This is a genomic window from Lacticaseibacillus daqingensis (genome assembly GCF_003946115.1).
Lineage (GTDB): Bacteria > Bacillota > Bacilli > Lactobacillales > Lactobacillaceae > Lacticaseibacillus > Lacticaseibacillus daqingensis.
In genome coordinates this window covers 470,988-485,043 of sequence record NZ_RHOH01000001.1, presented here as the reverse complement: position 1 = coordinate 485,043, position 14,056 = coordinate 470,988, and the positions used below count along the sequence as shown (strand labels likewise).

At 62.1% G+C, this 14,056-nt stretch carries 14 protein-coding genes; 6 read left to right on the top strand and 8 right to left on the bottom strand.

What is annotated here, in order from left to right; genetic code table 11:
• Positions 1 to 234: 234 nt before the first annotated feature.
• From EKM88_RS01985 to EKM88_RS01975, 3 genes are all read right to left on the bottom strand, one after another.
• Positions 235 to 1,230 (bottom strand): aldo/keto reductase, encoded by a 996-nt coding sequence (locus EKM88_RS01985; protein WP_125702565.1) that lies wholly within the window; start codon positions 1,228 to 1,230, stop codon positions 235 to 237.
• Between the two features lie 14 nt (positions 1,231 to 1,244).
• A complete protein-coding gene (locus EKM88_RS01980; RefSeq protein WP_125702563.1) occupies positions 1,245 to 2,045 on the bottom strand; it encodes an HAD family hydrolase in 801 nt (266 codons plus the stop codon).
• Between the two features lie 623 nt (positions 2,046 to 2,668).
• Positions 2,669 to 3,013 (bottom strand): hypothetical protein, encoded by a 345-nt coding sequence (locus EKM88_RS01975; protein ID WP_125702561.1) that lies wholly within the window; start codon positions 3,011 to 3,013, stop codon positions 2,669 to 2,671.
• 184 nt (positions 3,014 to 3,197) lie between these two features.
• Between EKM88_RS01975 and EKM88_RS01970 the strand changes: the two genes are divergently transcribed.
• On the top strand, positions 3,198 to 3,452 hold the full coding sequence (locus EKM88_RS01970) for a DUF2187 domain-containing protein (protein ID WP_125702559.1): 255 nt from the start codon (positions 3,198 to 3,200) through the stop codon (positions 3,450 to 3,452).
• Between the two features lie 46 nt (positions 3,453 to 3,498).
• On the opposite strand, the gene brnQ is transcribed toward EKM88_RS01970, so the two are convergent.
• The 3 genes from brnQ to EKM88_RS01955 are packed head-to-tail and all read right to left on the bottom strand — an operon-like array spanning position 3,499 to position 6,325.
• Entirely contained in the window at positions 3,499 to 4,824 is a 1,326-nt protein-coding gene (gene brnQ / locus EKM88_RS01965) for a branched-chain amino acid transport system II carrier protein (RefSeq protein WP_125702557.1), read from the bottom strand.
• A 1-nt stretch (position 4,825) separates the two neighbouring features.
• Positions 4,826 to 5,500, bottom strand: a complete 675-nt coding sequence (locus EKM88_RS01960; protein WP_125702555.1) for a histidine phosphatase family protein — start codon at positions 5,498 to 5,500, stop codon at positions 4,826 to 4,828.
• 15 nt (positions 5,501 to 5,515) lie between these two features.
• Positions 5,516 to 6,325 carry a Cof-type HAD-IIB family hydrolase gene (locus tag EKM88_RS01955; RefSeq protein ID WP_125702553.1) on the bottom strand — a complete coding sequence of 270 codons (810 nt, stop codon included), beginning with the start codon at positions 6,323 to 6,325 and terminating at the stop codon, positions 5,516 to 5,518.
• Positions 6,326 to 6,954: 629 nt separating this feature from the next.
• Between EKM88_RS01955 and EKM88_RS01950 the strand changes: the two genes are divergently transcribed.
• Positions 6,955 to 7,422, top strand: a complete 468-nt coding sequence (locus tag EKM88_RS01950; protein ID WP_125702550.1) for a ribonuclease H family protein — start codon at positions 6,955 to 6,957, stop codon at positions 7,420 to 7,422.
• On the opposite strand, the gene EKM88_RS01945 is transcribed toward EKM88_RS01950, so the two are convergent.
• A complete protein-coding gene (locus EKM88_RS01945) occupies positions 7,419 to 8,318 on the bottom strand; it encodes a LysR family transcriptional regulator (RefSeq protein ID WP_125702548.1) in 900 nt (299 codons plus the stop codon). The two genes, EKM88_RS01950 and EKM88_RS01945, sit on opposite strands and share 4 nt — an antisense overlap.
• A gap of 110 nt (positions 8,319 to 8,428) precedes the next feature.
• Between EKM88_RS01945 and EKM88_RS01940 the strand changes: the two genes are divergently transcribed.
• The 3 genes from EKM88_RS01940 to EKM88_RS01930 all read left to right on the top strand — a co-directional run bounded on the left by EKM88_RS01940 (position 8,429) and on the right by EKM88_RS01930 (position 12,467).
• Positions 8,429 to 9,625 carry an aminotransferase-like domain-containing protein gene (locus EKM88_RS01940; protein WP_125702546.1) on the top strand — a complete coding sequence of 399 codons (1,197 nt, stop codon included), beginning with the start codon at positions 8,429 to 8,431 and terminating at the stop codon, positions 9,623 to 9,625.
• Positions 9,626 to 9,648: 23 nt separating this feature from the next.
• Positions 9,649 to 10,884, top strand: a complete 1,236-nt coding sequence (gene pepT / locus EKM88_RS01935) for a peptidase T (protein WP_404819951.1) — start codon at positions 9,649 to 9,651, stop codon at positions 10,882 to 10,884.
• 116 nt (positions 10,885 to 11,000) lie between these two features.
• Positions 11,001 to 12,467 carry an MFS transporter gene (locus tag EKM88_RS01930; protein ID WP_125702542.1) on the top strand — a complete coding sequence of 489 codons (1,467 nt, stop codon included), beginning with the start codon at positions 11,001 to 11,003 and terminating at the stop codon, positions 12,465 to 12,467.
• Between the two features lie 60 nt (positions 12,468 to 12,527).
• On the opposite strand, the gene EKM88_RS01925 is transcribed toward EKM88_RS01930, so the two are convergent.
• Positions 12,528 to 13,163, bottom strand: coding sequence for a DNA alkylation repair protein (locus EKM88_RS01925; RefSeq protein ID WP_125702540.1), 636 nt, complete (start codon positions 13,161 to 13,163; stop codon positions 12,528 to 12,530).
• 76 nt (positions 13,164 to 13,239) lie between these two features.
• Between EKM88_RS01925 and EKM88_RS01920 the strand changes: the two genes are divergently transcribed.
• Positions 13,240 to 14,052 carry a putative ABC transporter permease gene (locus EKM88_RS01920; protein ID WP_125702538.1) on the top strand — a complete coding sequence of 271 codons (813 nt, stop codon included), beginning with the start codon at positions 13,240 to 13,242 and terminating at the stop codon, positions 14,050 to 14,052.
• The last annotated feature ends 4 nt before the right edge of the window (positions 14,053 to 14,056 follow it).

The window sequence follows — 14,056 nt, the reverse complement described above, 5'->3', positions numbered from 1 at the left end:
AGTGCACAAAGCAGCACGATTGACCATCCTCGCTTTTTTGAAGTCAAATTCTCACCAACCTTTCTAAATCAGTAAGCAATACATCTCCAATTTCTAGCCCCAAGATAACCATACCAAGGTGGCCAAACTCGTCTCAAATAAAACGACGGTTATTAATAGAATTAGTTTTTTAATTGAACTTTAGCGTAAAAAAAAGCCGACTTTTTCGTCGACCTTGCGTCAGATAACGCGTCTTCAGCTCAATGCCGTCAGTGCCTCGATCCGAGCCAGTTCCTCAGCACTAAACGTCAGGTTCTCCGCCGCTGCCAGATTATCTTCCAGGTGTTCAACGCTGGTGGTGCCGATGATCACGCTGGTCACCACCGGGTCGCGAAGCAGCCAGGCCAGCGCCATTTGAGCCAGCGTCTGGCCGCGGTCGTGCGCGATGTCATTCAATTGGTTCAAGCAGTGAACCACTTCGTCTTTGCCGCGGCTGAAGGTGGCCTGGTTGGTCGGATGGATCTTGAAGGTATCGGGGATCCCACCGAGGTAGCGGTCGGACAGCAGCCCCTCGGACAGCGGACCGTACGCCACCAACCCGGCGCCATGCTCACGCAACAGGGCCAGCTGGCCACTGGTTTCCACGTTGCGGTTGAACAGGTTGTAGCTCATCTGGTTGACGACAAACGGCGTCCCCAGCTGCTGGAACAGGCCGATGGCTTCCTGGGCTTGTGGGGTCTCGAAGTTGGAGACGCCGATGTACAGCGCCTTGCCCGCCCGCACCACATCGTCCAGCGCACGCACCGTTTCGGCCACATTTACCGTCTCATCGAAGCGGTGGGCGTAAAACAGATCAACGTAATCCAGCTGCAGGCGCTGCAGGGAGCTGTCGATGCTTTGCATCACGGCCTTGCGACTCGTGCCGGTGCCGTATGGGCCAGGGTGGATCTCGTAGCCGACCTTAGTCGAAATCACGAGCTCGTCGCGGTACGCGCGCAGGTCGGCACCCAGCACCTGACCCAGCAGCGCCTCGCTAGAGCCGAAGTCGCCGTCCCCGTAGTGGTTGGCGCAGTCGAAGTGAAACACACCGCGGTCAAATGCGGCCAGGATCACGTCCCGCCGCGCCGCGAACGGGTCGGCGCTACCGAAGTGCTGCCAGAGGCCCAGCGAGACCACCGGTAGCATCAGGCCGCTGGTGCCGGCGTGGCGCACCGGCACGTGGCCGTAACGATCAGGGTTTGCGTGATACATGAATTCGTCCTCCTTTAGTTGAAAAACTGTTCGAGAAACTGTGCCAAGCCGTCTTCCTTGTTCGTGGCCGTCACATGCTTGGCCACCGCCTTCACCGCGGGCATCGCGTTGCCCATCGCCACACTGATGCCGGCCGCCTTCAGCATGCCGAGGTCATTCATCCCATCGCCGAACACGATGGTGCGCGCGGCGGGGATCCCGGTTTTGGCCTGCAGCTCAGCAATGGCCACTGCCTTGTCAATGCCACGAGGGATCAGCTCCAGGTTGGTCGGGTCACTGGCCGACACTGCCAGCTCTGGACAGGCATTGAGCGCCGTCAACGTGCGCTCCAGAGCAGCCGGGGCGTGCGGCGCAAAGACGATGCCATTGTTGGCCGTCGCCGCGCATTCACTGACCGATGCCACCTGCCGCACGGCGACCGGCGAATCGGCTGGCGCAAACGCCGCCAGCATCGCCTGCACCACCGGCACGGGCGGTGTCGTGTAGTACACGGTGTCATCGCTGAAGTACAGCGCCGCCAAGTCATTGGCGGCCACTGTGCGCTCAATGGCTGCCAGCCCGGCCAAGCCCAAGCGGTGGTGGACCCGGGCGCCGGCGAAGTCGTACACCGCCCCGTTGGCCGCAATGATCTCAGCGCGCGGGCCGATTTGCGTCGCCATCGTCTCGGCCAGGCTGTACATCCGCCCGGTCGCCAGGTAAAACTCGTGCCCTGCGTCCATCAGTTGGTTCAGCACACGCTGGGTGCGCGCCGTAATGTGTCGTTCATCATACGCCAGCGTGCCGTCCACATCGCTGACGATCAAGTAATTGTCCATAGGTATCCTCCTGGCGCTATTGTACCAAACAATCGCGCGGCTGGCTGGTTTGCCCCTTGCATGCGTGCAGGCAGAGGGTAACGGCGCACAACATCGAGCGCTTTCGCCGCGCGAGTTAAAAAAAGAATGCCTTGCAGCATTCTTTTGCGTGAACTGGGTTGTTTTGGTGCCTGGGTCGCGAGCTTTTCCAGGGCTTTTAATCGTGCGTCCTCCACCACGGACTTTACGGCTCGCTTACTTCTTTCCAACCTTCGTCGAGCGCCGCAAAGCAACGCGGAAGCGTCTAGCAAGGGTCAAGCACTCGGGGCCAAGTACGCCCCAAGCACTTGACCCTCGCTAGCCATTCCGCTAAGTGCGCTTTGCGCTGCTCTGGTTTCGTCGAGCTATGCAAAGCAACGCAGGCGTGTCTAGCTACGGACTGGTACTCGCGCCTAAGTACGGGCGCAAGTACCAGTCTTAGGCTAGCCATCCTGCTAAGTACGCTTCGCTTCGCTCTGGTTTCGTCGAGCTACGTGGCGCATGAGGGTGCGATCTAAGCCGGCCTGCCCCTCGCGCCTAAGTGCGGGCGCAAGCGTCAGGCCGGCTTAGCCCAACCCTCATAACCGCGCCACTTCGCTCTGGTTTTAGCGCCCCTGCGGGATCTTGGCGATCTGGTCGGCAAACCAGGTCGACCACGAGGTAAGCGGCTGGCCGTTGCGGTTGAACGGCGCCTTGAGCACCTGCAACAGCGCGACAAAATTCGCGCTTCGGCTTTGGATGAGGCCGTGCAGCTTCTCCTCGTGCAAGAAGTTCACGTTGTCAACCAGCCACTGATTGATATCTGCAATATGGCCCGTTGTGTCAATCTGAGCGAAGACGTCGAGGCCCTCATGTGTGTACTTTTCCAAGTAAAACTGTGCGAATGAGCCCACCGCTGCGTCCTGCGCGTCAGGCGCCAGCTCGTTCACTGTCAATGCTTCCTCTGTCATGTCGACAGCCACCCTTCATGAATGTTGTTCCCCTTTAGGATAGGTCAACGACCCCGTCTTGTGCAAGAAATCATATAGTTTCGGAATAAGTGCGAAAAATCACTTGATTTATCTAATCGTGTGTTATACCATGCAACCTATCAATTGAAAGAACCGATTGATCATGCGAAAGGATATGGTCCCGTTGAATAAAGAAGACATCCACCTCGGCGATACCGTGACGGCAAAAGTGAAAGAAGATATGGACGCCCAATTTACTGGCACCGTCCAGAAGGTATACGAGAACTCCGCGCTACTCACCATCACCGACTATGACGCCGGCGACCGGCAGAACGCGACGGAGTTGAACTTCAAAATCGTGATCAACTTCAAGGCGATCGTGAAGAACCTGGGCGGCGGCATTCCCAACCCTGAACCCACCCCTGAAGAAGACAAATAAGCAAAAATGACTGTTCGGCCTCCTGGGGAAGCTGAACAGTCATTTTTTATCGGCTGAGGTGATGGGCGATCAGCCCCACGACCAGCCCGACCAGGGCGGGCACGGTCCAGCCCAGCCCGTACGCGAAGCCAGGCAGCCAATCACCGAGTTGCAGGAGCTGGGCCACCCAACCGGTGTGCAAGCTGGTAGGCAACGCGTTGAGCCCGTCCAACAGCGCGGGCACGGCGGTGAACGCGGTGACGGTGCCGAACAGCCAGTGCGACTCACCCAGCCACGGCGACAGCAGACCCAGCAGGATCAGCGTGATGGCCAGCGGGTAGATGGCGTACAAGACGGGAACGGACACCGCCAGCAGGCGATCGAGGCCCACGTTGGCAAACACCAGTGGCACAACGGTCGCCACCAGGATCAGCCCCTGGTACGGCAGGCGGGGAAAAAGGGTCTTGAAGGTATCCCCGAATGCGGTGATCAGCCCGATCGCCGTTTTGAGACAGGCCAGAATGACGATGACGGCCAGCAAGCCGTTGCCAAAGGTCCCGAAGTACGCGTGGGCGACGTTGGCCAGAATCGGCCCCCCGTTCGCCGCGCGGGCAAACGGCCCCACCGCATTACGGCCAAGCAAGGCCAGTAGTGCGTACAGCACCCCCATCATTCCCACGGCCAATGCGCCGGCACGGATGGTGTCCTTGGCGATGGTCGCAGGCTCGGTCACGCCGAGGTCACGCAACGCATCCACCACGATGATGCCGAAGGCTAGCGCCGCCAGCGCATCCATGGTGGAGTAGCCCGCGGTGAAGCCGGTCAAAAGCGGCTGCGCGCGATACGCACCGTTGGCCGCCTGCCCGCTCCCCAGCGGGTGCACGAGCACCGCCACCAACAGGATCCCGAGGGCCACGAGGAAGGCCGGCGTCAGCACCTTACCGACCCACACCATGATCTGACTGGGTTTGCGGGCGAACCACCACGCCAGCGCGAAAAATGCCAGCGAGTAGCCCAGCAGGCTCACGGTTTGGTGTGGCGCCGCAACAAACGGCGCCAGGCCCACCTCATAGGAGATCGAGGCGAGGCGTGGCAGTGCAAAGGCCGGGCCGATGCACAGGTACAGGAGCACCGTGAAGGCGTATGCGTACGGCCGACTGACTTTTTGCGCCAGTTCGAACACGCCCTCGGACTTGGTCAGTCCAATGGCCGCCACGCCCAAGAGCGGCAGGCCCACGCCCGACACCAGAAAGCCGAGCAGCGCCGGCCCCAGCGCCGTGCCGGCTTCCTGGCCGACAAACACGGGAAAAATCAGATTACCGGCGCCAAAGAACAGGCCGAACAACATCGCGCCAATGAAAAACAGCTCACGACGATTCAGTCGGTGGGTCATGTTAGGCCTCCTTGCCCAGGGTGAGGTAGGTATCATCATCAAAGTCGTGCACGGTGAAGATTCCATCGGCATACGCGACCCGCGTGACGCTGGTGTTGTGCAGCATCTCCTGGCCGCGCGTGTCAAAGCCGATGTAGTTCAGCCACATCAGCGTCACCGTGCCGTGGGTCACGACCAACAGCCGGCCCGTTTGCCCGACCGTAAGCGTCCGCAACGCAGCGTCGAAGCGCCGCTGCACCATGCCGTTGTCCTCGGCGCGATTCGGCGTCTGATCCGCGTTGGCGGCATATGTCGCATCCGCGATCTGCGCCAGGTTCAGCTCGTGCGCCAGCAGCGCCGCCTTGAAGTCCGGTAGACCGAACAGGCTTTGCGCAAAATCGTTGGTCAGCTGCCCCTCGTACTTGCCGTAATTCTCCTCGCGCAGCCCGGCGTCAAGCGTCAGCGGCAAGCTTGCCTGCCCCGCGGCCGCCAGCGCCAGTTGCGCGGTGTCTTGCGCGCGGGCCAGATCCGAGCTGAACGCGGCGTCAAAGGTCACCCCCGCTTGCTTGAAGCCACGCCCCAAGGCAGCCGCCCCGGCGCGCCCGGCCGGGGTCAGCGCCGAGTTGGCCATCCCCTGCACGCGGTCTTGCACATTGTATTCGGTTTGGCCATGGCGCACCAACCAGAGTTCTGTCATCTTATCCTCCTATCGTTACAGCGCGAGGTGCGCGGTCAGGTAGTTGGCCACCCCGTCGTTATCGTTCGTGGTCGGGGTGACGGCATCCGCCACAGCCAGGATCTGCGGCCGCGCGTTGGCCATCGCCACTCCGACCCCGGCATACTGCAGCATGTCCAGATCGTTCATGTCGTCGCCAAACGCGATGATATCCTCCTGCGCAATGCCGTACGCCCCGGCCACATAGGCCAGTCCACGCGACTTGGACGCGTTGCCGGCCGTCACCTCAAGCGCAGTGTGCTCGCCGCTCCATGCGCCCCAGGTTTTGCCGACCAGCTGCGGGTACTGGGCCTGAATGGCCGCGCTCAACGGCGCCAGCGTCGGCTCATCAATGAACATCGTGACTGAAATCGGCGCGCGCACCAGCCCGATTTCATCAAACAGCGTGGTGGGCGCTGGCATGTCCGGCAAAAACGGCACGCCGGTGTACCCGTGGTCGGCCAACAGCATCTGCTTGCCTTCCGCGACCATCACCCGAATGGCGAAATCCTGCCGCAAGTCGCGCAGCGCCAACGCGGTCGGCACCTCGATCGTCACGGCGCGCTCATGTGCCCAAGCCTGATGCGGTTTGTGGATCAAGGCGCCGTTGAAATTGATCAGGGGGCTGGTCAGTCCGAGCTGGTCGTAAAACGGCTCGGAGATCCCATCCGGACGCCCCGTGGTGATCACCACCAAGTGCCCGGCCGCCGTGGCCGCCTGCAGTACCGCCACCGTGGTCGCGCTCAGCTCCCCATGGGCGTTCAGTGTCGTGCCGTCCAAGTCCAGCGCAATCATTTTTTGTTTCATGTTGTCCTCTCCCCATTGGTAATCTTCCCCATCTTACCCTAGAACCCGACTTGCCCCAAGGCTTTTTGCCTCGTACAATGACAGGAGCGGCGAAACGGTAGTACAGTTAACCATGCCAGCGCGCCTAAGTAAGGGCAAAAGTCGTTCGTAGGGTCTGCTCACTGAACAAACTTGCTTACGGGCTTTCTGCCTCGCTTACTACTTTCCGCGCTTCGTCGAGCTACGCAACGCAACGCAGGTGCATCTAGCTACGCCATGTCACTCGCGCCTAAGTGCGGGCGCAAGTGACATGGCTAGAGTGTGTTTTAAAAATCTGTGTCGCACGCATTTCGATACTTGTTAGTTCGCAAACATGATCAGCTCAGTGGATGTCTGAGTGGTTCATAATCGGAGGGCGGAGGTTCAGCCAGTGACACTGGAAGCGGAGGCGGGTGGCGAGCCAGCGTGAGATTGTTGTTAGTCGGCGCCCTTTGCCGGCTTACAACAAGGGCGGGTCCCGAGACCGCTCTTTGGCTCGGGGGAGCCCCACGCGTTCCGCCGCCACCCGCCGGAGCTGGAAGTGGCACTAGCTGGACCGTAGTCCGGTCTTATAACCGCACCACTTCGCTCTGGTTTTGAAAGGAGTTCCCATGACAGAAATTCACGTCTATACCGACGGTGGCAACCGCAATACCGGCAACGTGGCCGGTGGGTCGGTGCGCCCGGAGGATAAAAGCGCGTGGGCCGCGCTGCTGATTTACGGCGAGCACCAAAAGATGCTGTCAGCCGGCGAGCGCGGTCGCACCAACAACTACATGGAAATCATGGCGGTGATCCAGGGCCTGTCCGCGCTGAAGCGCACCGACCTGCCCGTCACCGTGTTCTCGGATTCCGCCTACGTGATCAACACCATGCAGCAAAAGTGGTACGTCAAGTGGCAGGCGAACCACTGGATGAAGGGCGGTAAGCCGGTCAAAAACGCCGAACTCTGGCAGCAGCTGTTGCAGCAGGTCGCGCGCTTTGATCAACTCCAGTTCCAGAAGGTGAAGGGCCACGCGACCAACCGCTACAACAACGCGGTGGACGCGGCGCTCAACCGCACGATGGACCAGCTTTAGCGGTCGAACAGGCACAAGTCGCCGTACTCGGCTTTCAAAAACGTCTCGATCACCGTCAGCATGTGCGTCACTGACGGTGATTTTTGCGTGGTCGGGTTCATCACCAGACACAGCGTCCGCGCAAAGGGTTCGGAGAACGGGAACACGTTGACGGCGCCGGTCAGCTTCGTCAGCGCGAGCTTGGGCAACACGCCCCATCCCAGCCCCGCCTCCACCATCGACAGGATCGACTGGTCATCGATGGAGTAAGCCAGCGAATTCGTCGACACGTTGTAGCGGTCCAGGGCCGCCTTGGTGTCGCGGTCGTAGTCGCCGCGCTGCAAGATGAAGGTGCGGTCGGTCATGTCCGCATCGGTGATCGCGGTGCCGTTTTGCGGGTGATCGGTGGTCGCGGTTAGGCAGTAGATCGGGTCCTCGATCAGCGGCTTGACCACCAACGTGCGGTCCGCCGGCAAAAGCGAAAAGCCGATGTCGATGGCGCCGGTGCGCACCTGGGCCACGATGTCGTTGAAGCTGCCCTGCATGACGCTGACGTCGATCTCCGGGTACAGGCGCTTGAAATTCAGGATGATCGGTGGCAGCCAGTTGGTCGATACGGAAGAGAACGCCCCGATGCGCACGCGCCCGGTGTTCATGCCGTTGATGTTGTCCGCGATCTGGGTCAACTGCTCCTCCAGGTTCAAAATCGCCTGCACGGTCGGCAGGATCTGCGCGCCATCAGGGGTCAGTTCCACCCCGGTACGGTTGCGAATGAACAGCGGAAAGCCGAGGTCCGACTCCAGTTGCGCGACACTGTGGCTGATGGCGCTGGGCGTCACGTTCAGCCGGTTGGCCGCCTGGATGAAGGTGCCCTGCTCGACCACGGCGCGGAACACCTCATAACTAAAATTACTCATGCGTTTCTCCTTAAGGTGACGAAATTTCAATCTAATTTGAATAAGTTGAATTTTACTTCATCCTACCGGCCGGGTAAGCTAAAGTCAATTCTCAAGCTGAGGTGAGCCCAATGAAATTTGCCCAACGGATGACTGCTTACGCCGACAACGGTATGGATGCCCTGTTTGCCGCCAATGATCCCGAACTGATCGCCTTTGCCGGCGGTTACCCTGATGCGACGCTGTTTCCGGCGGCGCTTTTGGGTCAGGCGCTCACCGCCAGCACCACCCCGGCGGCGCTACAGTACAGCACGCCCCAAGGCAGTCCCGCGTTGCGCACGCAACTGGCGCACCGGCTGACCCAAGATGGCCTCCCCACCACCGCGGACCAGGTGCTGTTGACCCAAGGGGCCCAGCAGGCGCTGGACCTGGTGGCGCGGCTTTTGATCGACCCCGGCGATGGCCTCGTGGTCGAGGGGCCGACCTACATCGGCGCGCTGTCGGCCTTTGACACCTACCAGCCGACCTACTACGAGGTCCCGGTGGCGCACGACGGCATGGACCTGACGGCGCTGCGCCAGGTGTTGCGCCAGCACCCGGTCAAGCTGATCTACACGGTGCCGGACTTCCAAAACCCGACCGGTACGGTGATGTCGCTGGCCAAGCGCCGCGCTCTGGTGGCCCTGGCCACGCAGTACGACTGCGTGATCCTGGAGGACGCCCCGTACCGCGCGCTGCGCTACCGCGGCGTGCAACTCCCGACCCTGGCGAGCCTCGACACGACAGGCCATGTGATTCACGTATCAAGTTTCAGCAAAATTCTCGCACCGAACCTGCGCCTCGGCTGGCTGACTGCAGCACCGGCGCTGCTGACGCCACTGATCGCACTCAAGGGTGGGGCGGACCTCGAATCCAGCCGCGTGGTCACCGATGCGGTGGCCGCATACCTAGCACATCACGACTTGGACGCTCACATCGCCACCCTGCGCCAGGTGTACGCCGCGAAAATGGCGCGGCTGCAGTCCGGGCTGACGCCGCGGTTGCCGGCTGGCGCCACGCTGAGCGCGCCGGATGGCGGCTTTTTCCTCTGGCTCACCTGCCCTGGGCTGGACATGGCGCGCTTCGTCAAGGAAGTGCTGGGGCCGCAGTACCACGTCGCCATCGTGCCCGGCAACACGCTGTCGCCGCATGGTCACTTCCAAGACGCCGCACGCTTGAGCTTCACCGGCAACACGCTGGCCCAGATCGACGAAGGCGCGCGACGGCTCGGCCAGGCGCTGCAACAACAGGTGGCAACCGCGGCCCACAACGCCTATAATCACGGGTAAACCCTGTAAAGAAGTGATTGCTCATGGTCATTGACCAAGCCCAGCTCCAGGCCGATTTTCTCGCCTATGTTCAAGTCAACACCCGTTCCGATCCGGCGCACGCAGACCGCGTGCCGTCCACCCCGGGGCAAACCGTCCTCGCGCGCCAGCTGGTCGCACAGCTGACCAAGATGGGGCTCGATGAGGTGACGCTCAGTGCCGCCAGCGGTTTTGTGACGGCGACCCTGCCGGCCACGACCGCAACGCCTGCGCCGACCATCGGCTGGATCGCCCACCTCGATACGGCCGACTACGCAGCCGAAACGGTCCACCCCCAGCTACACCCCCACTACGACGGCACGCCGATCCCGTTTGAGAACGGGCTGGTGCTTGACCCGGCCGACTTCCCGGCACTGCGCCAGTACCAAGGGCAGACGCTGATCACCGGTGACGGCACCACGCTTTTGGGCGTGGACGATAAGGCGGGCATCGCCGCGGCGATCGCCGCCGTGCGCACCCTGATGGCGCACCCCGAGTGGCCGCACGGCGTCATCAAGCTCGCCTTTGGGCCCGATGAGGAAATCGGCGCCGGGGCGGACCGCTTCGAGGTAGCCGACTTTGGCGCTGACTGGGCCTACACATTGGACAACGGCGACCTCGGCCAGATCGAGTACGAGACCTTCAATGCCGCGCAGGCCGTCGTCACCATCACTGGCACTAGCGTCCACCCAGGCGAGGCGTACGGGCTGATGGTCAACGCCATCAGCTTGGGGGAACAGCTGGATGCGGCGCTGCCGCGCTTTGAGCGCCCCGAATTCACCCGCAATCGCGCCGGGTTTTACCTACTGCACGATGTCACCGGCAGCATTCAAACCGCCACTTTGACCTACATCATCCGCGACTTCGACCAGGCGCAGTTCGCGGCGCGCAAGGCGGCCTTCCTCGCCGCAGTCGCTGGGCTCAACCAGACGCTCGACCGGCCGCGGTTGCAGGTCACGATGACCGATCAGTACTATAATATGGCCCCCATCATCGACCAGGACCGCCGGCCGCTCGACTTGGCCGAGCGCGCCATCGAGGCCGTGGGGCTCACACCCAAGTACCTGCCGTTTCGCGGCGGCACGGACGGCTCCAAGCTGACGTACATGGGCCTGCCCGCTCCGAACCTGTTCAACGGCGGCATCAACTTCCACGGCCCGTACGAGTGCGTGTCCACCGAGGCGATGGCCACGCTGGCCGAGACGCTGGTACAGGTGGCGCGGCTGGCAGTTGTGGACTAGACTTGGCGTCACCGCTTGCGACGGTGGCGCTTTTTTCATACCGCCACCATTTGCAGTCGCACCGCCAAAGGTGTTGAATAAAAGGCGTGATTATTTTCAGAAAAGGAAGTCTCGCCTTGACTAAACGCAACATCACCATCGTCACGCTCGCGCTCCTCTTATCCAACGCCATGAGTGGCCTGGACGGCACCATCGTCAACACCGCCCTGCCCGCCATCATCGCCGACCTGCACGGCCTGCGGTGGATGGCGTGGCTGGTCGCCGTGTTCCTGCTCGGCACCGCCGTGTCCACGCTCATCTGGAGCAAACTCGGCGAGCGCGTCGGCAACAAGACCGCCTACCAGCTCGCCGCGGTGTTCTTCGTCGTCGGGTCGCTGTTGCAGGGGATCGCGCCGAACATGGGCTTTTTGATCCTCGCGCGCGGGCTGGCCGGCATCGGCAACGGCGGGATGATCTCGTTGCCCTATATCATCTACGCGGAGCTCTACCCGCAACCGCGCCGGCGCATGCAGGTGCTCGGGTTCGTCTCGGCCAGCTACAGCACCGCGACCATCATCGGTCCGCTGGTCGGCGGCGCCATCGTCGACACGCTGTCGTGGCACTGGGTCTTTTACCTGAACGTACCGATCGGCCTGCTGTCGGCGGTGCTGATCCAGGTGTTCTACCAGACCCAGGCCCGCCCCCGCGCGGTAGGCAAAACCGATGCGCTGGGCGCCGGACTGATGGCAGTCGGCCTGATCGCCCTGCTGTGCGCCATCGAGTTCGTCGGCTTGGCCGCCAGCTGGGTGGTTGCCGTCGCCGCCGTCATCGCGGTGCTGGCCTTTGCCGGGCTGGTGCGGGTGGAGCGCACAGCCGCCGATCCGATCATCCCCGGCCGGCTGTTCCAAAATCGGGCGCTGGTGATCGACTTTGCGCTGTTCACGCTGATCTGGGGCGCGTTCATCGGCTTTTTGACCTACTCGCCGATGTGGGCGCAGGGGCTGATCGGCACCACCGCCCTGATTGGCGGCGCCACGCAGATCCCGGGCTCAGTCACCGACTTCATCGGTTCGGAGGCGGTGCCGGGACTGCGGCGCTTCTGCTCGCCGCACCAGGTGGTGATGATCGGCATCGCCATGCTGATCATCAGCTTCGTGCTGATGGTCGGGGCCGGTGTGCAGGCGCCGTACTGGCTGCTGCTGGTGGCCGCGGGGTTTGAGGGATTCGGCAACGGCGGCTGTTTCAACGAGCTGCAGGTCAAGGTGCAACAAGACGCCGCCTTGCAGGACGTGCCGGTGGCGACCAGCTTCTCGTTTTTACTGCGAATGCTCAGCCAGACCTTCACCACCGCCATCTTCGGCCTGCTGGTCAACCGCGCGCTGCTGCGCGGCATCGCGGCCACGCACGGCCGTGTCACGCTGGCGATGATGAACAAGCTGTCCGACAGCCACAGCGCCGGTAGCCTACCCCAGGCGCTCATGCCGCAGATGCGCCAGATCCTGCACAGCGGCCTGCACAATGTGATGGTGCTCGCACTTGTGCTGATGCTGATCGCCGCCGCCATCAATGGCTGGGCGCAGCACTTGGAGCGGGTCGCGGCCTGATCGTCTGGACCACGTCAAAACGGCCACCCGCGCTTCACTGGGGTGGCCGTTTTGGCGTGGTCACAGGTACTTACTGCCCTCGCGCACCGCCAGCTTGCTCAGTTCGTGCGTGGCGATGAAGTCTCGTACCCACGCCGCGTCCGTTTTGCTGTACGCCCGCAGCGCCCACCCGATCGCTTTTTGAATGAAAAATTCAGGGGTGGTGCGATCGTATTCGATGGCTTGCGCCAGCATCGCCGTGTCGGTGGCCCCTTTTTCCTGTAACTGTAGCGTGATGGCCACGCGCCGGGCCCAGAAGTCCGGGTGGCGGTCGAAGCGCGCGAACACCGCGTCCTTGTCTTCGGGGTGCAGCTGCAGGTAGCGGCCGTATACGGCGCGCCAGCCATCCACCGTATCCCACCACGGCTTTGCAAGCACCAGCGGCTCAAGCGCCACTAAGTCCGCCAGGGTGAACCGGCGCACCGCGCTGGCGGCCAGATCGTAAGCCACGTACTGGTACTCGCGTTCCGGCCGCGCGTACAGCGCCTGCAGCCACGCGTGCACCGTGGACAGGGACTCGTACTTCGCGGCCTGAAGTAGCGGGCGGGTCTGCGCGCGGCGCGCCACCGTTTGCACCCCGACAAACGGAAACTGGTCTTTCATATAACGGGCCATCGGGCGCGCCTTGGCCGGGTCGCCGATCAGATTGAAGTCCATAAGGTGACCTCCAGTTTTCTTCTATTGTACCGGCTTTTGCCAGTGTGTTACAGTCGAAGCGAATGGAGGGCTGCTCATGACACATTCCGCACAACTCATGGCGCTTGCACAGGGCTTCACCACTTGGGTGCTTTACTTCTTCGCGTACGGCTTCGTTGGCTGGCTGTGGGAAAGCGGCTACGTCAGTGTCCGCAAACATCGCTGGGTCAACTCGGGCTTTTTGACCGGTCCGGTCATTCCCGTCTACGGGTTCTCGATGACGGCGGTGCTCGCGGTGATCCACCCGTTCCAGCACAACCTGCTGATGCTCTACCTGCTGTCGGTGCTCATCATCACGGTGATCGAGTACGTCACCTCCTGGCTGATGGAGGCGCTGTTCCACGCGCGCTGGTGGGATTACAGCAACATCCCGCTGAACCTGAACGGCCGCGTGGCGCTACCCATCTCTGCCTTTTGGGGCGTCGGCATGCTCGTGATCATCAAAGTCATCCACCCGCTGGTCGCGCAGGTGGTCACCCACATCGACGCGCGCTACGGCGTCTTTGCGGCGTTCGCGCTGATCGCACTGTTCGCCTTTGACTTCGGCTTCACGCTGGCCAACCTGCTGGCCTTTGGTGCCGCCACCAAGCGCATCGGCGACACGATCGCTGCGACCAAGCAGGAGCTGCAGCAAAAGGCGGCAGCCACCGGCGCACGCCTGGAGGCCGAATACCCGTGGCTGGAACAGTACCGCCAAGACGCCGAGTCGCGCGCCAAGCTGCCGCGCCTCAGCCACGTTCAGCGCCGCCTGCTCAAGAGTTTTCCCCACCTGAAGCTGCATGACACCCACACCAGCGCCACCGATATTTCGGCGCTGGCGGAGCTGGTGAACAAGCTGAAGAAATCCTAACCAA

What these genes read in the sequence shown, in the direction of transcription:
- pepT (WP_404819951.1), top strand. Translation starts at nt 9,649, where the DNA reads ATGGTCATTGACCAAGCCCAGCTCCAGGCCGATTTTCTCGCCTATGTT.
- EKM88_RS01985 (WP_125702565.1), bottom strand. Translation starts at nt 1,230, where the DNA reads ATGTATCACGCAAACCCTGATCGTTACGGCCACGTGCCGGTGCGCCAC.
- EKM88_RS01940 (WP_125702546.1), top strand. Translation starts at nt 8,429, where the DNA reads ATGAAATTTGCCCAACGGATGACTGCTTACGCCGACAACGGTATGGAT.
- EKM88_RS01960 (WP_125702555.1), bottom strand. Translation starts at nt 5,500, where the DNA reads ATGACAGAACTCTGGTTGGTGCGCCATGGCCAAACCGAATACAATGTG.
- EKM88_RS01945 (WP_125702548.1), bottom strand. Translation starts at nt 8,318, where the DNA reads ATGAGTAATTTTAGTTATGAGGTGTTCCGCGCCGTGGTCGAGCAGGGC.
- brnQ (WP_125702557.1), bottom strand. Translation starts at nt 4,824, where the DNA reads ATGACCCACCGACTGAATCGTCGTGAGCTGTTTTTCATTGGCGCGATG.
- EKM88_RS01980 (WP_125702563.1), bottom strand. Translation starts at nt 2,045, where the DNA reads ATGGACAATTACTTGATCGTCAGCGATGTGGACGGCACGCTGGCGTAT.
- EKM88_RS01950 (WP_125702550.1), top strand. Translation starts at nt 6,955, where the DNA reads ATGACAGAAATTCACGTCTATACCGACGGTGGCAACCGCAATACCGGC.
- EKM88_RS01975 (WP_125702561.1), bottom strand. Translation starts at nt 3,013, where the DNA reads ATGACAGAGGAAGCATTGACAGTGAACGAGCTGGCGCCTGACGCGCAG.
- EKM88_RS01920 (WP_125702538.1), top strand. Translation starts at nt 13,240, where the DNA reads ATGACACATTCCGCACAACTCATGGCGCTTGCACAGGGCTTCACCACT.
- EKM88_RS01955 (WP_125702553.1), bottom strand. Translation starts at nt 6,325, where the DNA reads ATGAAACAAAAAATGATTGCGCTGGACTTGGACGGCACGACACTGAAC.
- EKM88_RS01925 (WP_125702540.1), bottom strand. Translation starts at nt 13,163, where the DNA reads ATGGACTTCAATCTGATCGGCGACCCGGCCAAGGCGCGCCCGATGGCC.